Raw genomic sequence first — 22,892 nt, 5'->3', positions numbered from 1 at the left:
ACCGTGTCCTTGACCACGTCTCGCCGTCCCCTTATGTTCTCGCCTCAACCGACTATTGGTCAGCGTTGAGCAGAAGTGTGGGGTGGTGCCGCCGTGGTCGTCCCTCCTGCCCCTGCCGGGGGCCCGCCGCTGCTGGACGTGCGCGGGGTGGTCAAGTCCTTCCCGGGGGTCCGCGCGCTGGACGGCGTCGACCTCGACGTCCGCGCGGGTGAGGTGCACTGCCTGCTCGGCCAGAACGGGGCCGGCAAGTCGACCCTCATCAAGGTCCTCGCCGGGGCGCACCAGCCCGACGCCGGCCGGATCTCCTGGCGCGGCGAGCCGGTCCGCCTCGGCGACCCCCAGGCGGCGATGTCGCTGGGGATCGCCACGATCTACCAGGAGCTGGACCTGGTCGCCGGCCTCACCGTCGCCGACAACGTCTTCCTCGGGCGGGAGGAGTCCCGCTTCGGGGTCACCCGGCCGGCCTCGGCCAACCGCGCCGCGGCCCGGCTGCTGGAGCGGCTCGGCCACGCCGACATCCGGCCCACCGCCGAGGTCGGTTCGCTGCCGGCCGCCGCGCAGCAGATGGTCAGCATCGCCCGGGCCCTCTCCCAGGACGCGAAGCTGATCATCATGGACGAGCCGTCGGCCGTCCTGGACAGCGAGGAGGTCGAGCGGCTGTTCGCGGTGGTCCGCGACCTCACCGCGCACGACGTCGCCGTCGTCTACATCTCCCACCGGCTCGAGGAGATCCGCGAGGTCGGCGACCGGATCACCGTCCTCAAGGACGGCCGCACCGTCGCCACCGGCCTGCCCGCCCGCGGGACGACGACCCGCGAGGTCATCTCGTTGATGACCGGCCGCGACATCGAGTACGTCTTCCCCGAGCGCCGGGCGCTGCCCGACCCCGCCGCCGCCCCGCTGCTCGAGGTCGAGGGGCTGGGGCTGCGCGGCGCCTTCGCCGACGTCTCCTTCGCCGTCCGCCCCGGGGAGGTCGTCGGTCTGGCCGGCCTGGTCGGGTCCGGCCGCTCCGAGATCCTCGAGACCGTCTACGGCGCCCGCCGCGCGACGTCCGGCACCGTCCGGGTCGGCGGCCGCAGGCTGCGCGCCGGCGACGTCGGCGCCGCGGTCGCCGCCGGCGTGGGGCTGGCACCCGAGGAGCGCAAGAGCCAGGGGCTGCTGCTCGGCGAGTCGGTCTCCCGGAACATCAGCCTGTCCAGCCTGGCGCGGTTCGCCCGCGCCGGCTTCCTGTCCCGGGCCGCCGAGTCCGAGGCCGCCCGGCAGCAGGTCACCGCCCTCGAGGTCCGGCCGGCCGACGTCGACCGGGAGGTCCGGACGCTGTCGGGCGGCAACCAGCAGAAGGTCGTGCTGGCCCGCTGGCTGCTGCGCGACTGCCGGGTGCTGCTGCTCGACGAGCCCACGCGGGGTGTGGACGTCGGAGCCCGGTCGGAGATCTACGCGTTGGTCCGCGGGCTCGCCGACCGCGGCGTGGCCGTCGTCGTGGTGTCCAGCGAGATCCCCGAGGTGCTCGGCCTGGCCGACCGGGTGCTGGTCATCGGCGACGGCCGCGTGCTGGCGGAGGAACCGGCCGGCGCGCTCGACGAGCACCGCGTGCTCGACCTGGTCATGGAGGACGCGGCCGCCCACGGCGGCGCCGCGCGGCAGCGCGAGGGAGACGTGGCATGAGCAGCACGACCGTGGCGACGGGGACCGACGCTCCCCGGCAGCCATCCGGCGCGGCCGGGCGCCGCAGCGGGCCGGGGTTCCTCGCCGGCCCCGCGGGCCGCAACCTCGGCCTCGTGGTCGCCCTCGCGGTGCTCTGCATCGTCGGCACCGCCACCGCCCCCGACCGGTTCCTCGCCGTCGACAACGTGCTGACGATCCTGCGGCTGGCCGCGGTGATCGGCGTGGTCAGCATCGGCATGACGTTCGTGATCATCGGCGGTGGCATCGACCTGTCGGTCGGGGCGATCGTGGCGCTGTCCTCGGTGTGGGCGACGACGCTGGCCACCCAGGCGATGGCGGCGGACGTCCACTGGATCGTCATGGTGGTCACCGCGCTCCTGGTGGGCGCCGGCTGCGGGTTGGTCAACGGGATCGTCATCGCCTACGGCAGGCTCGTCGCCTTCATCGCGACGCTGGCCATGCTGGCCGCCGCCCGCGGCCTCGCGGAGATCATCGCCAACCGGCGCACCCAGATCGTGCAGGACCGGGACTTCCTCGCCTTCTTCTCCGGCGACGTCCTCGGCGTGCCCACGCTCGTGGTCATCTTCGCGCTGGTCGCCGCCGCCGGGTGGGTGCTGCTCAACCGGACGACGTTCGGCCGGCGCACCTTCGCCGTCGGCGGCAACGCCGAGGCCGCGCGGCTGGCCGGCATCCGGGTGCAGCGGCACACCATGTGGCTCTACGTGCTCTCCGGCGTCACCTGCGGCATCGCCGCGGTCATGCTCATGGCCCGGACGACGACCGGCAGCTCCACGCACGGCACGCTCTACGAGCTCGACGCCATCGCCGCGGTGGTCATCGGCGGCACGCTGCTGATCGGCGGCCGCGGCACGATCGTCGGCACCGTCCTCGGCGTGCTGATCTTCACCACGCTCGGCAACGTCTTCACGCTGAACAACCTGTCCAGCTCCGCACAGGCGGTCGCCCGCGGCGTGATCATCGTCGTCGCCGTCCTGCTGCAGATGCGGATCGCGACCGGCTCCCTCAGCCTCGGCCGGCTCGGCCGCGGCTCGGCCGGCGGCAGCCCGCCCGCCCCGGCCGGCGCGGCCGGCACCGTCTCCGGCGGCGCGACCCCCGGCGGACCCGGCGGCCCCGCGCCCGGCGCGACGACCGACCGCCCCTGACGCGGTCCGGGGCACCCGTCCCCGGACCGGCACCACCGCACGACCCGACCACCTGGCCGACGACAGCCAGGGAGGCGACACCCGAGGAGAGAACATGTCTGAAGCGAGGCAGCGCCCGTTCCGTCGTGTCACGTCGACCGCGCTCGCCGTCCTCGGCGCCGGCGTCCTGGTCGCCGGCTGCACGGGCAACACCCCCGAGAGCTCCGGCGGTGGCGGTGGCGGTGGCGGCGGCGGCCAGGCCGCCAGCCCCAACGACGAGGCCGGCGAGACGGTGCGCATCGGGTTCTCCGCGCCGGCCGCCGACCACGGCTGGATGGCCGGCATCAGCCAGGCCGCGCAGGCCGAGGCCGACGGCTACGAGGACGTCGAGCTCTCGATCGCCGAGGGCACCAACGACGTGAGCACCCAGATCAGCCAGGTCGAGACCTTCATCAACGAGGGCGTCGACGCGATCGTGCTGCTGCCCTTCGACGGCGCCGCACTGACTCCCGTCGCCTTGCGCGCCATGGAGGCCGGCATCCCGGTCGTCAACGTCGACCGCGAGTTCAACAGCCCGTTCGCCGCCCGGGCCACCATCCTCGGCGACAACTACGGCATGGGCGTCTCGGCCGGCCAGTACATCTGCGAGCAGCTCGGCGACCAGCCCGACGCGGTCGTCGCGGAGATCGCCGGCATCGACTCGCTGCCGCTGACGCAGGACCGCAGCCAGGGCTTCGCCGACGCGCTGGCCGAGTGCGGCCTCAACGTGGACAACCGGGTGGCGGCGGACTTCACCGTCGAGGGCGGCGAGGAGGCCACGGCCAACCTGCTGCAGGCCGCGCCGCAGATCGACGCCATCTGGAACCACGACGACGACCAGGGCGTCGGCGTCCTGGCCGCCATCAGCAACGCCGGCCGCAGCGAGTTCGTCATGGTCGGCGGCGCCGGATCGGCCAACGCGATGCGCGAGATCCAGGCCGGCGAGTCGGTGCTCGAGGCGACGGTCATCTACCCGCACACCCAGGCCGCGGACGGCATCGCGCTCGCCCGGCTGATCGCGCAGGGCAAGAGCCTGTCCGACCTCTCCTCGCAGGGGGTGCCGCAGAGGATCGTGCTCGACGCCCCTGTCGTGACCGCCGAGAACGTCGACCAGTACATCGACGCCGCGTTCGAGTCCTGACCCGCTGACACGCCGGTCGCCGGGGGACGGCGCGCCGTCCCCCGGCGGCTCCGGTGAGGAGACCGCATGACCCCGACCCTCGGCGTCGGCCTGATCGGCTACGCCTTCATGGGCGCCGCGCACTCCCAGGCCTGGCGCACTGCCCCTCACTTCTTCGACCTGCCGGTGCGGCCCGCGCTCACCGTGCTGGCCGGCCGGGACGCCGTCCGCGTCGCCGACGCCGCAGCCCGCCTGGGCTGGTCGTCGACCGAGACCGACTGGCGCCGCGTGCTCGAGCGCGACGACGTCGACCTCGTGGACGTCTGCACCCCCGGCGACACCCACGCCGAGATCGCGATCGCCGCGCTCGAGGCGGGCAAGCACGTGCTCTGCGAGAAGCCGCTGGCCAACTCGGTCGCCGAGGCCGAGGCGATGGCCGACGCCGCCGCCCGCGCCGCAGCCCGCGGCGTGCGGTCGATGGTCGGCTTCACCTACCGCCGCGTGCCGGCCATCGGCCTGGCGCGGGAGCTGGTCGCGCAGGGCCGGCTCGGCGAGATCCGGCACGTGCGGGCCCAGTACCTGCAGGACTGGATCGCCGACCCGGCCGCGCCGATGTCGTGGCGGCTGGAGAAGGACAGGGCCGGCTCGGGTGCGCTCGGCGACATCGGCGCGCACATCGTGGACCTCACCCAGCACGTCACCGGGCAGCGGCTCACCGGGGTCAGCGCGGTGCTGGAGACCTTCGTCGAGGAACGGCCGCTGCCGGCCTCGGCGGGGTCGCTGTCCGGCGTCGCCGGCCGGGGCACCGGCAGGGTCACCGTGGACGACGCCGCGCTCTTCCTCGGCCGGTTCGACGGCGGGGCGCTGGCCACCTTCGAGGCGACCCGGTTCGCCCTCGGCCGGAAGAACGCCATCCGGATCGAGGTCAACGGCTCACGCGGCAGCCTGGCCTTCGACTTCGAGGACATGAACGTCCTGCACTTCCACGACGGTGACGAGCCGGCCGAGACCGCCGGCTTCCGCCGCATCGTCGTCACCGAGCCCGGCCACCCCTACGTCGGCGCGTGGTGGCCGGCCGGGCACGGCCTGGGCTACGAGCACGGTTTCACCCACCAGGTCGTCGACCTGGTGACCGCCATCGGCAAGGGCGAGGACCCGACGCCGTCCTTCGCCGACGGGCTGCAGGTGCAGCGGGTGCTGGACGCCGTCGAGCGCAGCGCTGCGGCCGACTCCGTGTGGACCCGGATCTGAGAGGAACGACGATGCCCCGTCCCGTCACCCTGTTCACCGGCCAGTGGGCCGACCTGCCGTTCGAGGAGGTGTGCCGGCTGGCCTCCGGGTGGGGCTACGACGGCCTGGAGATCGCCTGCTGGGGCGACCACCTCGACGTCGAGCGCGCCGCGACCGACGACTCCTACGTCGAGGAGCGGCTGGCCCTGCTGGAGAAGCACGGCCTGTCGGTCGTCGCGATCTCCAACCACCTCAACGGCCAGGCCGTCTGCGACGACCCGATCGACGAGCGACACCGCGGCATGGTGCACCCGCGTGTCTGGGGGGACGGCGACCCCGAGGGCGTCCGACAGCGGGCGGCCGAGGAGATGAAGACGACGGCCCGCGCGGCGGCGAAGCTGGGCGTGAAGACCGTCGTCGGGTTCACCGGGTCGAAGATCTGGAAGACCGTGGCGATGTTCCCGCCCGTGCCCGAGTCGATGGTCGAGGAGGGCTACCGCGACTTCGCCGACCGCTGGAACCCGATCCTCGACGTCTTCGACGAGGTCGGCGTCCGGTTCGCCCACGAGGTGCACCCGTCGGAGATCGCCTACGACTACTGGACGACGGTCCGGACCATGGAGGCCATCGGCCACCGCGCGGCGTTCGGGCTCAACTGGGACCCGTCGCACTTCGTGTGGCAGGACCTCGACCCGGTGGGCTTCCTCTGGGACTTCCGGGACCGGATCTACCACGTCGACTGCAAGGACGCGAAGAAGCAGGTCGGCAACGGCCGCAACGGCCGGATGGGCTCGCACCTGCCGTGGGCCGACCCGCGGCGCGGCTGGGACTTCGTCTCCACCGGCCACGGCGACGTCCCGTGGGAGGCCTGCTTCCGGATGCTCAACACCATCGGCTACGACGGGCCGATCTCGGTGGAGTGGGAGGACGCCGGCATGGACCGGCTGGTCGGCGCGCCCGAGGCGCTGGCGTTCGTGCGGCGGCTGGCGTTCGACCCGCCGGCGGCCGCGTTCGACGCGGCCTTCGCCAGCGGGGCCTGACGACGGGGGGCCGCCCGCGCGCGGGCGGCCCCCGGGACTCAGGCGCCGACGCTGACCGGCGTCTCCATGCCCTGGGCGCGGTGGCTGCCCACCGAGCAGTAGAAGACGTAGTCGCCGTCCTCCAGCGTGACCTCGAGGGTGGCCGACTCACCCGGCTGCAGCACCTCGGTGGCGGTGACGTCCTCGCCGTCCCGCTCGACGACGAAGTCGTGCGGCATGCGGCCGTCGTTGACCACCTCGAAGGTGTAGGTGCCGGGTGCGGAGACCTCGCCGCCGAGCTCGATGTACATCTCGCCGAGGCTGGCCGCGACGGTCTGCACCTCCGCCTCCGCCGGGCTCTCCGCCGCGGACGGTGCGGGCGCCGGGGTGGAGGCCTCCGCGCTGTTGGAGGGGGCCGCGCTGCTGGCCGGTGCCTCGGCGGCGGTCGCCTCCCCGGTGCTGCCCTCGTCGGCGGAGCACCCGCTGACGAGGACGGCGCCGAGGGTCAGCACCAGCGCGGCGGCGCGGCGGGCGGAGCGGGTGGGACCGGTCGGGTGCGGCACGCGGGCCTCCAGGGGATCGGCGGTGGACCGCCCCGTCAGCGGCCCCGCTCGGGACTGATGGTGCACGGGCGCAGGACCCGTGGACAGCCCTGCACCCGGTGTTCGCACGCCGACCGCCGACCGGATGCAGGGCACGGGCCGGGGCTCAGCGGCCCCCGCGGCGGGTGCGCCCGCTGAAGGACGCCGCGGAGTGGCTGCCGGCCCGCGCGGCCAGCTCGGCGCGGGTGCGCGCCGGGCCCGCCGGGCGGCCCTGCCCGCGGGCGGACGACGCCGTCCCGCCGGCGGCCGGGGTGCCCGCCTGGCCGCCGGAGCGGCCGGACCCGCCGGCCGGCCGGCGCCGCCGTCCCCCGCCCTGGCCCGGGCCCTGGGGCTGGGGCTCCGGCGTCGGTGCCGGCTCGACGTGCGGCGCGGCCGGGCCGGTCAGCTCGGTGATCTCGGCCGCGCCGGGGCGCACCGCGCTCACCGTGGGCGTGATGCCGGCCTGCCGGGCGAGGGTGCGCACCTCGCCGGCCTGGTCGGGCGTGGTGACGGTGACCACGGTGCCGCCGGCGCCGGCGCGGGCGGTGCGCCCGGACCGGTGCAGGTAGGCCTTGTGCTCGGTCGGCGGGTCGACGTGCACCACCAGCGCCACGTCGTCGACGTGGATGCCGCGGGCGGCGATGTCGGTGGCCACCAGCACCCGGGTGCTGCCGTTGCTGAACGCCTCGAGGTTGCGCTCGCGGGCGTTCTGGCTGAGGTTGCCGTGCAGGTCGACGGCCGGGACGCCGGACGCGGTGAGCTGCTTGGCCAGCTTCTTGGCCTGGTGCTTGGTGCGGGTGAACAGCACGCTGCGGCCCAGGCCGGAGGCCAGCTCGCGCACGACGGCCGGCTTGTCGGCGGCCTCGACCCGGAGCACGTGGTGGGTCATCGTCGACACCGGCGCCACGGCCGGGTCGACCGAGTGCGTGGTCGGGCTGGTCAGGTAGCGCTTGACCAGCACGTCGACGCCGTTGTCCAGGGTGGCGGAGAACAGCAGCCGCTGGCCGGTCCTGGGCGTCCGGTCCATCAGCCGCTTGACGCCGGGCAGGAAGCCGAGGTCGGCCATGTGGTCGGCCTCGTCGAGGATGGTGATCTCCACGGCGCCGAGGTCGGCGTGCCCCTGGCCGATCAGGTCCTCCAGCCGGCCGGGGCAGGCGATGAGCACGTCGAGGCCCGCGGCCAGCGCCTGGACCTGCGGGTTCTGCCCCACGCCGCCGAAGACGACGGCGGTCCGCATGCCCAGGGCGCGGGCCAGCGGGTCGACCACGGCGGCGACCTGGTTGGCCAGCTCGCGGGTCGGCACCAGGATCAGCGACCGCGGCCGCCGCGGCTGCCGGCGGCTGTCGGACGCGGCCAGCCGGGCGACCAGCGGCAGGGCGAAGGCGATCGTCTTGCCCGAGCCGGTGCGGCCGCGGCCGAGCACGTCGCGCCCGGCCAGGGAGTCCGGCAGCGTCGCGACCTGGATGGGGAACGGGGCGGTGATGCCGCTGGCGGTGAGCACCTCGACCAGCGGGGCGGGCACGCCGAGGGCGGCGAAGGTGGTGTCGGTCGGCAGCACGGTGGCGTCGCCGCCGGTGGGGACGACCGGCGGGGCGGGGGCCGCGGCGCGCGGGGCGGCGGGGACCTGCTGCGGCTCGCCGGCGGGACGGCCGCCGCGGCCGCGGCCACCGCGGCTGCGGCGGGGTCGGTCGGGGCCGCCGGTGGCGGGGCGGGCGGGGTGCTGGGGGGAGGTCATGGGTTCCTCGAGGTCCGAGTGGCCGCCGGACACCTCGGGGCGCGCGAGCGCAGGCGCACCTGCTCGGGGCAGGGCGGGCTCAGCTCGTCGGCGAGACGTCGGTCAGCCGGGCGCACCGGGGTGGCGCAGCCTCAGCCCGACGTCGATTCCTGCCGCTCCGGATGAGCGAGGGCGGCGCCGGTACACCCCACTCAACCAGACGCGGTGCGCGACTGTGCCCTCACATGGGGGAGGCGCCGCTCACACTCCCCCCGCGGTAGGTGCGCCGGTAGGTGCCCGGGGCCACGCCGATGCTGGCCCGCAGGTGCTGGCGCAGGGAGGCCGGCGTGCCGAAGCCGGCGTCGGCGGCGACCCGGTCGATGGGCGCGTCGGTGCTCTCCAGCAGCTGCCGCGCCAGCGCCAGCCGCTGCCCGGCCAGCCAGCGCAGCGGGGAGACCCCGGTCTCCTCGCGGAACCGGCGGGTGAAGGTGCGCACGCTCATCCGGGCGTGCGCGGCCAGGTCGGCCAGCGTCAGCGGCTCGCCCAGCCGCTCGACCGCCCAGGCGCGGGTGGCCGCCGTCCCCACGTCGCCGGCCTCGGGCAGCGGCCGCTCGACGAACTGGGCCTGGCCGCCCTCCCGCCAGGGGGCGACGACGTTGCGCCGGGCCACCCGGTTGGCCACCCCGGAGCCGTGGTCGCGGCGCACCAGGTGCAGCAGCAGGTCGATGCCGGCGGCGTTGCCCGCGGAGGTGAGCACGTCGCCGTGGTCGACGAAGAGCACGCGGGGGTCCAGCCGGACGGCGGGGAACAGCCGGCGGAAGGGCTCGGCGTGCATCCAGTGCGTCGTCGCCGGCCGGCCGTCGAGCAGCCCGGCGGCGGCGAGCACGAAGGCGCCGGTGCAGATGGACACCATCCGGGCGTGCCCGGCGGCGTCGCGCAGCGCCTCGGCGAGCCCGCCGGGGAGGGTGCCGTCGGTCATGGCCGGCCCGCCCTGCACCCCCGGGACGACGACCGTGCCGGCCGTGGCCAGCAGCGTGCCGTCGTGCTCCGGGGTGATCGAGTAGCCGGCCGAGGTGCGCACCGGGCCGCCGTCCAGCGTGGCCACCCGCACGCGGTAGAGGCGGTGCCCGTCCTCGTCCACCGCGGACTCCAGCAGCCGGTGCGGCAGGCCGAGCTCGAAGGCGATGGAGCCGGGGAGCGCGAGGACGGCGACCTCGTGGCGCGGCCCCCGTGTCGTGGCCGGACCCGGGACCCGTCTCATGGCCGGATCCTTGCACGTGTTGGCCGCCGGGCCACTGTCCGGCGTCCCGCCGGTCGGCCATGCTGGCCGCCGTGACCAGCACCGCCGCCCGGCGCACCGCGGGCATCCACCCGGCCTGGTGGGTCGCCGGCGTGACGTTCCTGGCGCTGGTCGGCGCCGCGGCGTTCCGCGCGGTGCCCGGGGTGCTCATCGACCCGCTGCGGGCGGAGTTCGGCTGGTCGGTCACCACGATCTCGGCCGCCGTCGCGGTCAACATGGCGCTGTTCGGGCTCACGGCGCCGTTCGCCGCGGCGCTGATGGAGCGCTTCGGCATCCGCCGGGTCGTCGTCGCGGCGCTGCTGCTGACCGCCACCGGCAGCGGCCTGACCGTGTTCATGACGGCGAGCTGGCAGCTGGTGCTGCTCTGGGGCGTCCTGGTGGGCCTGGGCACCGGGTCGATGGCGCTGGCGCTGGTGGCCACCGTGACCGGCCGGTGGTTCGTCGCCCGCCGCGGGCTGGTGTCCGGCGTCCTCACCGCGGGCAGCGCGACCGGGCAGCTGGTCTTCCTCCCGCTGGTCGCCTGGGCCGACGCGAGCTGGGGCTGGCGGGCGGCGTCGCTGGGCACGACCGCGGCGGCGCTGGCCGTCGTCCCCCTGGTGCTGTGGCTGCTGCGCGACCGGCCGCGGGACGTCGGTGCCGTGCCCTACGGCGGGACGGCCGCCGACGACGTCGACCCGGTGCGCACCGGCGCGGCGCGGACGGCGGTGCGCGGGCTGCTCTCGGCGGTGCGCACGGTGCCGTTCTGGCTGCTCGCCGGCGGCTTCTTCATCTGCGGGCTGTCGACCAACGGGCTGGTCCAGCCGCACTTCATCCCGGCCGCGCACGACCACGGCATGCCGATCACCACCGCGGCCTGGCTGCTCGCCCTCGTCGGGGTCTTCGACATCGCCGGCACGGTGCTGTCGGGCTGGCTCACCGACCGGGTGGACCCGCGGCTGCTGCTGCTGGCCTACTACGGGCTGCGCGGGATGTCGCTGTTCCTGCTGCCGGCCCTGTTCGGGCCCGAGCTGCACGTCAGCATGGTCGCGTTCATCGTCTTCTACGGCCTGGACTGGGTGGCCACCGTGCCGCCCACCCTGGCGCTGTGCCGGGAGTTCTTCGGCCCCCGCGCGCCGGTGGTGTTCGGCTGGGTGTTCGCCTCCCACCAGCTGGGGGCGGCGTTCGCGGCCTTCGGCGGCGGGGTGGTCCGCGACGTCACCGGCTCCTACGACCTGGCCTGGTTCCTGGCCGGGGCGCTGTGCCTCGCCGCCGCGGCCATGTCCTTCCTCATCCCGCGGGGCCCGTCGGCCGGCCCGCTCGAGGGGCTGCCGCCGTCCCCCGCCCAGGCCGCCGCTGGCCAGGCCCACGGCTGACCACCCCCAGGGCCTCCCGCGCGCGGAAGGCCCTCAGCTGGGCCTTCCGCGCGCGGAAGGCCGTCGCGGGGCCCGGTACCTGTGGACGACGGCGGCAGCTGCGACCCTCGTCCGCCAGGCTGCGCCGGTGCCCGCCCCCCGCCGCCAGCTCACCGGTGTCTTCCTCGGCAGTGCCGCCGTCGCCGAGGGCTTCCTGAGCCGCCGCCAACTGCGCACCCGCAGCTACCACCGCCTCACCCAGAACGTCTACGCCGACCCCTCACTGGAGCTCGACCACCGGCTCCGGTGCCGGGGCGTCGCCCTCCTGCTGCCCCCGGAGGCGCGGATCGGCGGCCACTCGGCGGCCGCCTGGTACGGCGCCCCGTTCGCCGGTCTACTCGACCCGGTCACCGTGGTCTGCCCGCCGTCCACCCGGTGGAGCGGGCCGCGGGGCGTGCGGGTCCACCGCACGGTGCTGGAGCCCGGGGACCTCGCCATGGTCGACGACCTCCCCGTGACGACGGCCCTGCGGACGGCATGGGACGTCATGGCGCTCGAACCGCTGACCACGGCCGTCGCCGCCCTCGACGCGATGGCCCGCGTCCGCCACGTCACGGTGGACGACCTGGTCACCCTGGCCCAGCGGGGCGCCGGACGGTGGGGGGCTGAGCGGGTCCGGCGGGCTGTGCGGTACGTCGATCCCCGGGCCGAGTCGGCCCCGGAGTCGCGGCTGCGGGTCTGCCTCGTCCTCGCCGGCCTGCAGCCGGTGCCGCAGTTCGAGGTCGTCGACGGAGGCCGCTTCGTCGCCCGGGTCGACCTGGCGTTCCCGGAGGCGCGGCTCGCCGTCGAGTACGAGGGCGCCCACCACTTCGTCGGGGACCAGATCGCCGAGGACCAGGAGCGTCTGGCCCGGCTCCGCGCGGCCGGGTGGCGGGTCGTCCGCGTCAGCGCCGCCGACCTGCGCGACCTGGCGGCTCTCGTCGCTCGGATCCGGGCGGCTCTCGCCGCTCCCTGACCGGCCTCCCGCGCGCGAAAGGCCCCCTGACCGGCCTCCCGCGCGCGAGAGGCAGCTGCGGCTCAGCGGGCCGGGGACAGCTCGTGCTGTGCCAGGGCCTCCCGGTCGGACTCCAGGACGTCGGAGGCGGCCACGACGATGTTCGGGTCCGGCCGCCCGACGACCGCCTCGTCCTTGCCGTCGTAGGGCATCGAGGCGAGGACGAAGCGCAGCGCCTCCAGCCGAGCCCGCTTCTTGTCGTTGCTCCTCACCACCGTCCACGGGGCGTGCGCGGTGTCGGTGGCGGCGAACATGGCCTCCTTGGCCGCGGTGTAGTCGTCCCAGCGGTCCAGGGAGGCCAGGTCGGTGGGGGAGAGCTTCCACTGCCGCACCGGGTCGATCCGCCGCACGATGAACCGGGTGCGCTGCTCGCGCCGGGAGACGGAGAACCAGAACTTCACCAGCCGGATGCCGCTGTCGACGAGCATCCGCTCGAAGTCCGGCGCCTGGCGCACGAACCGCTGGTACTGCTCCTCGGTGCAGTAGCCCATGACCCGCTCCACGCCGGCGCGGTTGTACCAGGACCGGTCGAACAGCACGATCTCCCCGGCGGCCGGCAGGTGGGACACGTAGCGCTGGAAGTACCACTGCGTCTGCTCGCGCTCCGAGGGCTTGTCCAGCGCGACCACCCGGGCGCCGCGCGGGTTGAGGTGCTCGGTGAAGCGCTTGATGGTGCCGCCCTTGCCCGCGGCGTCCCGGCCCTCGAAGACGACGACGAGCTGCTGGCCGGTGTCCTTGACCCAGCTCTGCAGCCGCAGCAGCTGGATCTGCAGCCGGCGCTTCTCCCGCTCGTAGTCCCGCCGCGCCAGCCGCTCCCGGTAGGGGTAGCCCTCCCGCCAGGTCTCGATGCGCCGGCCGTCGGGCCCGAACAGCTCGCCGTCGTCGTCCCAGTCCTCGTCGGACGCGTCGTCGGGGAGAGCCTGCAGCCGGTACTGCGAGACGTCGATCTCGGACATGCAGCGGGGGTTACCCCTCGGCGGCGCTGCCACGCTGTGCGGGTGGTCCCCTCCCGCGCCGCCGCGCCGGCCCCGTCCCTCGCCGCGTCCCTCGCGCTCGGCGGCTGCGCCAGCGACCTGGAGGCGGAGGTGTGCGACCTCCTGCAGCAGCGGGTGGACGCCGTGCACGCGGACCACCTCGGCGCCCGGGCGCGCGACCGGCGGCCGATCGGCCGGGCGGCGGCCGAGGGACTCGACCCGTGGGGCGACGCGCTGCGCACCCCGGTCGAGCGCGACGACGTCGTGCTCGTCCGGGCGGTGGGGCGTCGGTCCCCGAGCTGCGCGGCTGGCAGCCGGTCGAGGAGTCGGCGTCCCTGGCCACCTGCGTCCGGGTGACCGCCCGGCCGGGGGCGGAGGTCCTCGGTGACGACGGCCGGCCCGTCGAGGCGCTGACCACCGGCCTCGCGGGCCGGTCGGACGACGTCGGCGACCGCCCCACGACCCGCCGGTGTGCCGGTCGAGAGCCGTGCACCGAGGGCGGCGGCTGACCGGCCGCTGCCACGATGACCCCGTGAGCGCCGACCCCTTCGACACCGCCGGGCTGCGGCGGCGGGTGCTCGCCGCGTGGGCGGACTCCCCGGCCCGCTTCCGGGAGGACGCCAACGCCGAGGAGGACCTCGTCCGCGGCGGCTACCGCGACCGGCTGCTCGTCGAGCTGGCGCAGAACGCCGCCGACGCCGCCGTCCGGGCCGGGGTGCCCGGGCGGCTGCGGCTGGAGCTGGCCGCCGACGGCGCCGGGGGAGAGGTGCTGCGGGCGGCCAACACCGGCGCGCCGCTGGACGCTGCCGGCGTGCAGGGCCTGGCCACCCTGCGCGCCTCGGCCAAGCGCGACGAGCCCGCGACCGTCGGCCGGTTCGGGGTCGGCTTCGCCGCCGTGCTGGCCGTCACCGACTCACCCGAGGTCCGCTCGACGACCGGTGGGATCGCCTTCGACGCCGGCCGCACCCGCGCCGCGGTCACTGGCACCGGAACCCTCGCCGCCGAGGTGGCCCGCCGGGACGGCGCCGTGCCCGTGCTGCGACTGCCCTGGCCGGCCGACGGCGCCCCGCCGGAGGGCTCAGCCACCGAGGTGGTGCTGCCGCTGCGGCCGGGGGCGCGGGCCGCCGTCCGGGCCGCCCTGGAGGAGCTCGACCCGGGGCTGCTGCTCGCGCTGCCCGGGCTGGCCGGCATCGACGTCGTCCTCGACGGGACGGTGCGGTCGCTGGCGGTGCGGTACCGCGACGCCGCGGCCGAGCTGACCGACGGCGACCGGACGACGACCTGGCGGCTGGCCCGCCGGGACGGCGTGCTGCCCGCCGGGCTGCTGGCCGACCGGCCGGTGGAGGAGCGGGACCGCCGCGCGTGGACGCTCACCTGGGCGGTGCCCCTGGACGACGACGGGCGCCCGGTGCCGCTGCCGCTGCCGCAGCGGGTGCACGCGCCCACGCCCAGCGACGAGCCGCTGGGCCTGCCCGCGCGGCTGGTCGCCCCCTTCCCGCTGGGCCCCGACCGGCGGCACGTGCTGCCCGGGCCGGTCACCGACGCGCTGGTCGCCGAGGCCGCCGCCGGCTACACCGACCTGCTCGCCGGGCTGGCCCCGGACGCGCGGGTGCTGGCGTTCGTACCGCGCGTCGGGCTGGCCGGTGCCGAGCTCGACGCCGCGCTGGGCACCGCCGCGCTGGACCGGCTGCGCGCCACCGCCTGGCTGCCGGCCGCCGGGCAGGACGCCGGCCGCCAGCTCCCCGGTTCCGCCGCGGTGCTCGCCGAGCCGACCGCCGGGCGGGTGGCCGCGCTCACCGGCGTGCTGCCCGGGCTGCTGCCGGCGGACTGGTCGGCGCGCGGCCACCTGCCCGCGCTGGCCGCGCTGGGCGTGCGCCGCATCGGCACCGCCGAGGCGGTGGAGGCGGTGCGCGGCGTCACCCGGCCGGCGGCGTGGTGGGCGCGGCTCTACGCCGCCCTGGACGGCGCCGACCGCGAGGAGCTCGCCGCCCTGCCCGTCCCGCTGGCCGACGGCCGCACCGCGCACGGCCCCGCCGGGGTGCTGCTGCCCGACGCGGGTCTGCCGGTGGCGCGGCTGGGCCCGCTGGGCCTGCGGCTGGCCGACCCGGACGCGGTCGCACCCGCCGCCGCCCGCCGGCTGCTGGAGCGGCTGGGCGCGCGCCCGGCGACCGCCACCGCGGTGCTGGCCGACCCCGACGTGCGGGCCGCGGTCGAGGGCTCGCTCGACGCGGCCGACGAGGCCTGGGACACCGGCGGCGACCCGGCCGCGTTCGCCGGCGCCGTCCTCGCGCTGGTCGCCGCCGCCGGCACCGCGCCCGGGCAGGTGCCGTGGCTGGCCGAGCTCGCGCTGCCCGACGCCGCCGGCGGCTGGGCGCCGGCCGGCGAGCTCGTGCTCCCGGGCTCCCGCTTCGCCGCCGTCCTGGCCGACGGGGCCCTCGGCACCCTCGACCCCGCGCTGGACGCCGACCCGGGCGTGCTGCGCGCGGTGGGCGTGCTCGACGGCTTCGCGCTGGTGACCGCCGAGGACCCCGACGACCTGGACGTCGACGGCGCGCCGGACTGGGCCGACGCCGTCCTCGACCGGCTGCCCACCGGCGCCCCGCCGCCGGCCTGGCCGCCGCTGACGGCGGTCCGCGACCTCGAGCTGGTCGCCGACTGGCCCGCCGCCCTCCCGCTGCTGGCCGGGCTGCCGCCGCGGGCGTGGGCCGACGTCGCCCTCGGCGGGGTGGCCGTGCCCGGCTACCTGCGCTGGTGGCTGGGCACCCACCCGGTGCTCGGCGGCCGGCGGCCGGACCGGCTGCGGCACCGGGACGCCGCCGAGCTGCGGGGGCTCTACGACCCCGCCGACGCCGACCCGGCCCTGCTGGACCTGCTGCGCCCGCCGGCCTCGCTGGCCGACGTGCTGGCCGACGTCGACACCGCCCTGGACCTGCTCGACCGGCTCGGCGACCCCCGCCGCACGGTGCCGCCCGCCGTGCTGCGCACCGTGCACGCCCGGCTCGCCGCGGCGCTCGACGGCGTGGACGTCGACCCGCCGGACCGGGTGCGGGTGGCCCCCGACCGGGTGGTGCCCGCCGGGGCGGCCGTCGTCCTGGACGCCCCGTGGCTGCAGCCGCTGGTCGGCGCCGCCATCGTCCCGGCCGGCGGCGCGCCCGGCCCCGTGGCCGACCTGCTGGACCTCCCGCTCGCCGGCGAGACGGTCCGGGCGCGGGTCGAGAGCCGCCCGGCGCGCACCCTGCGCTGGGCCGACGTCCCCGGTGCGGAGCTGGCCGCCGCCCGGCTCGGGGTCGCGTCCCTGGCCGGCGAGGTCGCCGTGCACGAGCCCCTGCGCGCCGGCGGCCGGCCGGTGCCGTGGTGGCCCGGGCACGGCGGCCCCGACGCCGTCGACGGCACCCCGGCCGCGCTCGGCCGGGCGCTGGCCTGGCGGGCCGGCGCCTGGCCGCTGCGCCAGGCGCTGGCCGAGGCGTTCGCCTCCCCGGACCGCGCCGCCGCCCTCGCCGCCGAGGACGCCGTCGCCCCGTAGCCCACTGGCCCCGGCGACGCCACGGACGCCGGTGGTACGCCGACGACCGGTTCTCAGCGACCGGACCGGCGCTGCTGGTGGGCCTCCCAGCGGGCCCGGTCGCGGGCCCGCGCCTCCTTGGTGCGCTCCCGGTGGGCGGCGCGCTTCCGGGCCCGCTCGAGCTCGCGCTGCTCGAAGGAGGGGTGCTGGTCCCAGGTGCTCGACAGCAGCGCGAGCAGCCACAGGCAGGCCCCGACGACGGCGAGGAACGTGGCCAGGATCGGGTCGAGCAGCAGGAAGGCCGCGACCGACCCGGCGGCCACGACGACGCCCCACACCACCAGCCGCCCGGACACGCCGCCCAGTGTCCCCCGCACGGGCGGGACCCGGTCCGCGGCGGGCAGGCCCTTGCTTCTGCCGGCCGGCGTCCCTACGGTCTTCGTGTAGCGGTTCAACAGTCAGCCGCGGCGACCCGATGCCGGACCCCGCGTCGTCCCACGGCTGCCGTCGTCGCCCTCCCCGGGTCTCGCCACCAGAGAGGCACACCGTGACCGCTCTCCACGCCGCTGACATCGTCTCCCTCGACGTGACCCGATCGGCCGCCGGCGTCCGCGTCACCGTCGCCGGTGAGGTCGACTCCTCCACCGCCCCCTCGCTGCGCGCCGTGGTCGACGAGGCCCTCGCCGACCGGCCCCGCACGCTCACCGTCGACCTCGACCGGGTGACCTTCCTGGACTCCGCGGGCCTGTGCGTCCTGGCCGGGGCCCACCGGCGGGCGGCGGCCGACGGCGTCGCGCTGCGCGTGGTGGCCTCCGGCCGCGCGGTCGTCCGGCCGCTGCAGATCACCGGCCTCTACGACCTGCTCGCCGTCCGCCCCGGTGCCGGCGCCGGGGCGGCCTGAGGCAGCACCCCTCCCGGACGACGCCGTCCGGCCCGCGGGCCGGCCGCGCAGCCGGTCCGCGCCGGCGTCCTGCCCCGGTCGGGTGACGCCGCGGCGGGTCAGGTCACCTGCTGGTCACGATGGGCGCGGCCGGTGGACGGATCGGCGCGCCAAGCGTTTACAGTTCGCGGCCATGTGCCTCAGCTCACAGACCGATGCCGTTCCCCGGCGCGGCACCCGACGGACGCCGGCGGTGCCGCCCGCATGCTGAGCATCGACTCCCTGCAGGTCACCTACGGCGGGGCCGTCGAGGCCGTCCGCGGCGTCACCATGGAGGTGCCCGACGGCACGGTCGTCGCCGTCCTCGGCAGCAACGGCGCGGGGAAGTCCACCCTGCTGCGCACCATCTCCGGCACGCTGCGGCTGCACCGGGGGCGGGTCGACGCCGGCGAGGTGCGCTTCGAGGGGCAGACCCTCACCGGCCGTGACCCCGGGCAGATCGTCCGCCAGGGGATCGTCCAGGTGCCCGAGGGACGGCGGATCTTCGGCCGGCTCACCGTCGAGGAGAACCTGCGGGCCGGCGGCATGGGCAACAGGGACCGGGCCGCCAAGGCGAAGGCGCGGGAGCGGGTCTTCGACCTCTTCCCGGTGCTGAAGGAGCGCAACACCCAGCGCGGCGGGCTGCTCTCCGGCGGCGAGCAGCAGATGCTCGCCATCGGGCGGGCGCTCATGGCCAGCCCGAAGCTGCTGCTGCTCGACGAGCCCTCGCTGGGCCTGGCGCCGCGCATCATCGGCCAGATCGGCGAGGTCATCGGCGAGATCAACCGCCAGGGCACCTCCGTCCTGCTGGTCGAGCAGAACGCCACCATGGCGCTCGGGGTCGCCGACCTGGCCTACGTCCTCGACGTCGGCAAGGTCTCGCTGTCCGGGGCCGCCGCCGAGCTGGCGCGCACCGACGAGGTGCAGCGGCTCTACCTCGGCCACGGCGAGGCCGCGGTCACCGAGCAGGTCAGCCGCGGCCCGCGCCGCACGCTGTCGCGGTGGACGGCGTGAGCGCGGCCGGCGACGTGCAGACCCGGCCGGACGTCCCACCGGTCGAGGTCGAGCACGTCAGCGTCCGCTTCGGCGCGATCCGCGCGCTCAACGACGTCTCCTTCACCGTCACGCCGGGGACCATCCACGCCGTCATCGGCCCCAACGGCGCCGGCAAGTCGACGATGTTCAACGTCCTGTCCGGGGTCTACAAGGCCGCCGAGGGCGAGGTCCGCTTCGGCGACGCGCGGCTGGACCGGATGCGCCCGTTCCAGATCGCCGGGGTCGGCGTGGCCCGGGCGTTCCAGAACATCGCGCTGTCCGGGACCCAGTCGGTGGCCGAGAACCTCATGCTCGGCCGCCACCACCTGACCAAGGCCGGCTTCCTCTCCTCCGGGCTGCGGCTGCCCCGCGCCACCCGGGAGGGCAAGCGGCACGGCGAGCGGATCCGGGAGATCGCCGAGTTCCTGGACCTCGGCGAGAAGCTGCACACCCCGGTCGGCGTGCTCTCCTACGGCGACCAGAAGCGGGTCGAGGTGGCCCGCGCGCTGTGCACCGAGCCGCGGCTGCTGCTGCTCGACGAGCCGGTGGCCGGCATGAACGCCGAGGAGACGAACCGGATGGCCGAGGCCATCCGCGAGATCCGGAACGCCCTGGGCATCTCCATCGTCCTCGTCGAGCACGACATGGGGATGGTCATGTCCCTGGCCGACCGCGTCACCGTCCTGGACTTCGGCCGCCGGATCGCCGACGGCAGCCCCGCGCAGGTGCAGTCCGACCCCGAGGTCATCCGCGCCTACCTGGGCTCGGGCGACGACAGCACCCCCGCCGAGGCCGCGGCACACCACACCTCCGACACGCCAGGGACGCACCCGTGACCCAGTTCCTCTCGCTCCTGTTCAACGGGCTGTCCCTCGGCGCCATCTACGCGCTGATCGCGCTCGGCTTCGTCATCATCTTCAAGGCCAGCGAGGTGGTGAGCTTCACCCACGGCTCGCTGCTCCTGCTGGGCGCCTACTCGATCGCGCGGCTGTCGGAGTCGCTGGGCTTCCTCGGTGCCGTCCTCGTCGGCCTGCTGATCACCGCGCTGGCCGCCTTCGTGGTCGAGCGGTTCATCATCAACCGGCTGCGCGGCGCCCCGGTGATCAGCCTGGCCATCGTCACCATCGGCGTCGACATCATCCTGCTGACCGAGCTCATCCGGCGGATCGGCCCGGACATCCTCAACGTGCCGCACCCGTGGGCCGGGGAGTCGGTGCGCATCGGCGGCATCGGCATCACTCAGAACCGGCTGGTCGCCATGATCGTCGCGGGCATCCTCATCGTGCTGTTCTTCGTCGCCTTCAAGTACTCCAGCTGGGGCGTGGCGATGCGCGCGTCGGCGGAGGACGGCGAGACCGCGGCGCTGATGGGCATCCGGCAGGGCCGGGTCTCCGCGCTGGCCTGGGTCGTCGCCGGCGTCCTGGCCGGGGTGGCCGCCCTGTTCCTGGTCGGCAGCCCGACCCCCGGGGTCAGCTCGGCGGTGTACGCCACCGCGCTGCGGGCGCTCCCGGCGGCCATCCTGGGCGGCCTGGACTCCACCGGGGGTGCGCTGGTCGGCGGTCTGCTGATCGGGGTGGCCGAGTCCCTCGCCGCCGGCTACCAGGAGCAGCTGCTGTTCCTGGGGCGCGGCTTCGGCGAGGTCGTCCCCTACGTGGTGATGATCGCCGTCCTGCTCGTCCGCCCGTCGGGGCTCTTCGGCACCAAGGAGCTGACCCGTGTCTGAGCAGACCGTCTCACCGCCGGCGGGGGCGACCCGCAGCACGGCCGCCGCGGCCGCCCCGTCGGGGCCGGCACCTGCCCGCCGCCCCTCGGTGGTGAAGTGGGTGCTGACCGGCGTGCTGCTGCTGTTCCTGCTCGTCTTCCCGCTGTACTTCGACGAGTTCTGGCTGCGCACCGGGTTCGCGGTGTTCGGCGCGGCCATCGGTGCCATCGGGCTGAACCTGCTGGTGGGCACCACCGGCCAGCTGTCCCTGGCGCACGCGTTCTTCCTCGCCGTCGGGGCGGTGAGCTACACCTACATCTCCGGGGAGTCCGGGGGGCTGGGCACCCGCGCCGGTCTGGAGGGGCTGGGCCTGCCGCCGCTCGTGGGCATGGTCGTCGGCGTGCTGCTCGCCGGGCTGGCCGGGCTGGTGTTCAGCCCGATCGCGGCGCGGCTGCGCGGCATCTACCTCGGCGTCGCCTCGCTGGCCCTGGTGTTCATCGGCGTGCACGTGATCAACACCTGGACGCCGGTCACCGGCGGGTTCAACGGCCGCGCGGCGCCGGAGTTCTCGCTGTTCGGGTTCACGTTCGGCAACAGCGACCCCCAGCTGTTCGTCCTCGGCGTCCCGTTCCGGGAGGCCGAGCGGCTGTGGTACCTCGGGCTGGTCCTGCTGATCGCCGCCTACGTCTTCGCCCGCAACCTGCTGCGCAGCCGGCCCGGCCGCGCGCTGCAGACGCTGCGGGACAGCGAGGTCGCCGCATCGGTCATGGGCGTCAACGTCCAGGCGTACAAGGCGCGGGTGTTCCTGGTCAGCTCGATGTACGCCGGCCTGTCCGGCGTCCTCTACGCGCTGTCCATCGGCAGCATCGCGCCGGAGTCCTTCACCCTGCTGGTCTCGGTCCAGTACCTGGCCATGATCGTGCTCGGCGGGCTGGGGTCGGTGGGCGGCGCGGTGCTGGGGGCGCTGTTCGTCACCGCGCTGCCGCTGCTGTTCCAGCAGTACGCCGACGTGCTGCCGCTGGTCAGCGCCCCGGGCCAGGGCGGCATCTCCGCGGGTTTCGCCGCCCGGTTCCTCTACGGCGCGGCGATCATCCTGATCGTCCTGTTCGAGCCCGCCGGCCTGGCCGGGGCCGCGCAGCGCCTCACCCAACGCCTCCGCCGGGGCCGTGCGCCCGCCCGCGGCGGACCCGCCACACCACCGGAGCAACCGGGCTCCGCACCGACCCCCTCGGACCGACCAGCACAAGGGAGCAACCCCAGATGAGAACAGGCAAGACCCTGCGCACCACCACCGCGGTCGCCGCCGCCGTCGTCGTGGTGACGGCCGGCTGCAGCACCCGGGCGCCGGAGGAGAGCGGCGGCGGTGGAGGCGGCGAGGGCGGCGCGGCCGCGGACGTCCTCACCGACGTCGGCGTCGAGGGGGAGACCATCCGGCTCGGCGTCCTCACCGACCTGACCGGTGTCTTCGCCGCGCTCGGCCAGGACATCACCAACGCCAACCAGCTGTTCTGGCAGGACAACCAGGTCTGCGACACCTACAGCGTCGAGCTCGACGTCCAGGACACCGGCTACGTGCCGCAGACCGGCGTGCAGCTGTACAGCAGCCTGGAGCCGAACGTCCTGGCGATGCAGCAGACCATCGGCTCGCCGATCAACACCGCGCTGGCCCCGGAGTTCGAGGCCGACTCGATGGTCAACTTCCCGTCGGCCTGGGCGCGCACCCTCACCGAGATCCCCGGCACCGGGGTCCCGGGCGCCACCTACGACGTCGAGCTGGCCAACGGCTACGCGTACATGTTCGAGCAGGGTCTGCTGGCCGAGGGCGACACCGTCGGGCACATCTACTTCGAGGGCGAGTACGGCGAGAACGGCCTGGCCGGCAGCGAGGCGGTGGCCGAGGAGCGCGGGCTGACCATCATCCCGGCGCAGATCAAGTCCAGCGACCAGGACATGACCGCGCAGATCACCCAGTTCGCCGCGCAGGGCGTCGACGCCATCGCCCTGACCGTCGCGCCCACGCAGACCGCCTCGGCGGCCGGCGTGGCCGCGGCCCAGGGCCTCGACGTGCCGATCATCGGCAGCAACCCGGTCTTCGCACCCGGACTGCTGCAGGGCCCGGCGGCCCAGGCGCTCAAGGACAACCTGTACGTGGCCAGCCCGGTGTCGGCCTTCGACGCCCAGCCCGAGCTGCTCGCCCAGTACCAGGAGGCCTACCCCAACGTGCAGCCGAGCCTCGGCGTGCTCGTCGGCTACGGCATGAGCGCGATCATGAAGCAGGTGCTCGACGCGGCCTGCGAGAACGGTGACCTCACCCGCGAGGGCGTGTTCAACGCCTTCAACGAGCTGCAGAACATCGACACCGGCGGCCTCGTCGTGCCGATCAACGGCTTCGAGACCGGGACCTCGCCCAGCACGCAGAGCTTCATCCTGCGGCCGGCCGACGTCCCCGGTGGCGCCGAGGTCGTGCAGGAGGCGTTCGAGGGCGAGTTCGCGGCGGGTCTCGCCTGAGCGTCGCGACCACCCACGGCGGCGCCCCCTCCCGGCCGGGAGGGGGCGCCGTCGCGC

Annotated in this window: 20 protein-coding genes; 15 read left to right on the top strand and 5 right to left on the bottom strand. The window is 75.7% G+C overall.

What is annotated here, in order from left to right; all coding sequences use genetic code 11:
- The first annotated feature begins 93 nt into the window (after window positions 1-93).
- The 5 genes from CHB98_RS17965 (at window position 94) to CHB98_RS17945 (ending at window position 6,236) form a co-directional block, all read left to right on the top strand.
- Complete coding sequence (locus CHB98_RS17965) at window positions 94-1,665, top strand: sugar ABC transporter ATP-binding protein (RefSeq protein WP_245821358.1); 1,572 nt, start codon at window positions 94-96, stop codon at window positions 1,663-1,665.
- Complete coding sequence (locus CHB98_RS17960) at window positions 1,662-2,828, top strand: ABC transporter permease (RefSeq protein ID WP_089306971.1); 1,167 nt, start codon at window positions 1,662-1,664, stop codon at window positions 2,826-2,828. Before CHB98_RS17965 ends, CHB98_RS17960 begins: the two co-directional genes overlap by 4 nt.
- A gap of 94 nt (window positions 2,829-2,922) precedes the next feature.
- Window positions 2,923-3,987, top strand: coding sequence for a substrate-binding domain-containing protein (locus CHB98_RS17955; protein WP_089306970.1), 1,065 nt, complete (start codon window positions 2,923-2,925; stop codon window positions 3,985-3,987).
- A gap of 66 nt (window positions 3,988-4,053) precedes the next feature.
- Complete coding sequence (locus CHB98_RS17950) at window positions 4,054-5,217, top strand: Gfo/Idh/MocA family protein (protein WP_089306969.1); 1,164 nt, start codon at window positions 4,054-4,056, stop codon at window positions 5,215-5,217.
- Window positions 5,218-5,228: 11 nt separating this feature from the next.
- Window positions 5,229-6,236: a sugar phosphate isomerase/epimerase family protein gene (locus CHB98_RS17945; RefSeq protein ID WP_089306968.1), complete on the top strand. Its 1,008-nt coding sequence runs from the start codon at window positions 5,229-5,231 to the stop codon at window positions 6,234-6,236.
- 38 nt (window positions 6,237-6,274) lie between these two features.
- Here the strand turns inward: CHB98_RS17945 and CHB98_RS17940 are convergent, their stop codons facing one another.
- The 3 genes from CHB98_RS17940 to CHB98_RS17930 form a co-directional block, all read right to left on the bottom strand.
- Window positions 6,275-6,778, bottom strand: coding sequence for a plastocyanin/azurin family copper-binding protein (locus CHB98_RS17940; RefSeq protein ID WP_089306967.1), 504 nt, complete (start codon window positions 6,776-6,778; stop codon window positions 6,275-6,277).
- Between the two features lie 145 nt (window positions 6,779-6,923).
- Window positions 6,924-8,531, bottom strand: a complete 1,608-nt coding sequence (locus CHB98_RS17935; protein ID WP_245821356.1) for a DEAD/DEAH box helicase — start codon at window positions 8,529-8,531, stop codon at window positions 6,924-6,926.
- Between the two features lie 220 nt (window positions 8,532-8,751).
- Window positions 8,752-9,771 (bottom strand): GlxA family transcriptional regulator, encoded by a 1,020-nt coding sequence (locus CHB98_RS17930; protein WP_089306966.1) that lies wholly within the window; start codon window positions 9,769-9,771, stop codon window positions 8,752-8,754.
- Window positions 9,772-9,842: 71 nt separating this feature from the next.
- Here CHB98_RS17930 and CHB98_RS17925 point away from each other — a divergent pair, with 71 nt between their 5' ends.
- Both CHB98_RS17925 and CHB98_RS17920 read left to right on the top strand, forming a co-directional pair.
- A complete protein-coding gene (locus CHB98_RS17925) occupies window positions 9,843-11,162 on the top strand; it encodes an MFS transporter (protein WP_245821354.1) in 1,320 nt (439 codons plus the stop codon).
- A gap of 127 nt (window positions 11,163-11,289) precedes the next feature.
- Complete coding sequence (locus tag CHB98_RS17920; protein ID WP_089306964.1) at window positions 11,290-12,156, top strand: DUF559 domain-containing protein; 867 nt, start codon at window positions 11,290-11,292, stop codon at window positions 12,154-12,156.
- Window positions 12,157-12,218: 62 nt separating this feature from the next.
- On the opposite strand, the gene ppk2 is transcribed toward CHB98_RS17920, so the two are convergent.
- A complete protein-coding gene (ppk2, locus tag CHB98_RS17915) occupies window positions 12,219-13,151 on the bottom strand; it encodes a polyphosphate kinase 2 (protein WP_089306963.1) in 933 nt (310 codons plus the stop codon).
- A 42-nt stretch (window positions 13,152-13,193) separates the two neighbouring features.
- Here ppk2 and CHB98_RS17910 point away from each other — a divergent pair, with 42 nt between their 5' ends.
- Both CHB98_RS17910 and CHB98_RS17905 read left to right on the top strand, forming a co-directional pair.
- A complete protein-coding gene (locus CHB98_RS17910; protein WP_143425125.1) occupies window positions 13,194-13,526 on the top strand; it encodes a hypothetical protein in 333 nt (110 codons plus the stop codon).
- A 175-nt stretch (window positions 13,527-13,701) separates the two neighbouring features.
- Window positions 13,702-16,692, top strand: coding sequence for a sacsin N-terminal ATP-binding-like domain-containing protein (locus CHB98_RS17905; RefSeq protein ID WP_245821352.1), 2,991 nt, complete (start codon window positions 13,702-13,704; stop codon window positions 16,690-16,692).
- Window positions 16,693-16,745: 53 nt separating this feature from the next.
- Here CHB98_RS17905 and CHB98_RS17900 read toward each other — a convergent pair whose 3' ends face one another.
- On the bottom strand, window positions 16,746-17,027 hold the full coding sequence (locus tag CHB98_RS17900) for a hypothetical protein (protein WP_089306961.1): 282 nt from the start codon (window positions 17,025-17,027) through the stop codon (window positions 16,746-16,748).
- A gap of 191 nt (window positions 17,028-17,218) precedes the next feature.
- Here CHB98_RS17900 and CHB98_RS17895 point away from each other — a divergent pair, with 191 nt between their 5' ends.
- From CHB98_RS17895 to CHB98_RS17870, 6 genes are all read left to right on the top strand, one after another.
- On the top strand, window positions 17,219-17,572 hold the full coding sequence (locus tag CHB98_RS17895; RefSeq protein WP_245821350.1) for an STAS domain-containing protein: 354 nt from the start codon (window positions 17,219-17,221) through the stop codon (window positions 17,570-17,572).
- Between the two features lie 243 nt (window positions 17,573-17,815).
- Window positions 17,816-18,604 carry an ABC transporter ATP-binding protein gene (locus CHB98_RS17890; protein ID WP_089306959.1) on the top strand — a complete coding sequence of 263 codons (789 nt, stop codon included), beginning with the start codon at window positions 17,816-17,818 and terminating at the stop codon, window positions 18,602-18,604.
- On the top strand, window positions 18,592-19,461 hold the full coding sequence (locus CHB98_RS17885; RefSeq protein ID WP_245821348.1) for an ABC transporter ATP-binding protein: 870 nt from the start codon (window positions 18,592-18,594) through the stop codon (window positions 19,459-19,461). The genes CHB98_RS17890 and CHB98_RS17885 overlap by 13 nt, the downstream gene beginning before the upstream one ends.
- Complete coding sequence (locus tag CHB98_RS17880) at window positions 19,458-20,348, top strand: branched-chain amino acid ABC transporter permease (protein WP_089306958.1); 891 nt, start codon at window positions 19,458-19,460, stop codon at window positions 20,346-20,348. Before CHB98_RS17885 ends, CHB98_RS17880 begins: the two co-directional genes overlap by 4 nt.
- Window positions 20,341-21,591, top strand: a complete 1,251-nt coding sequence (locus CHB98_RS17875) for a branched-chain amino acid ABC transporter permease (RefSeq protein WP_089306957.1) — start codon at window positions 20,341-20,343, stop codon at window positions 21,589-21,591. The genes CHB98_RS17880 and CHB98_RS17875 overlap by 8 nt, the downstream gene beginning before the upstream one ends.
- Window positions 21,588-22,835, top strand: coding sequence for an ABC transporter substrate-binding protein (locus CHB98_RS17870; protein ID WP_089306956.1), 1,248 nt, complete (start codon window positions 21,588-21,590; stop codon window positions 22,833-22,835). The genes CHB98_RS17875 and CHB98_RS17870 overlap by 4 nt, the downstream gene beginning before the upstream one ends.
- Window positions 22,836-22,892: the final 57 nt, after the last annotated feature.

The sequence above is a fragment of the Geodermatophilus pulveris genome (assembly GCF_900188375.1).
In the GTDB taxonomy this organism is placed as follows: domain Bacteria; phylum Actinomycetota; class Actinomycetes; order Mycobacteriales; family Geodermatophilaceae; genus Geodermatophilus; species Geodermatophilus pulveris.
The sequence above is the reverse complement of the archived record's forward strand: the minus strand, read 5'-3'. Positions and strand labels throughout refer to the sequence as shown.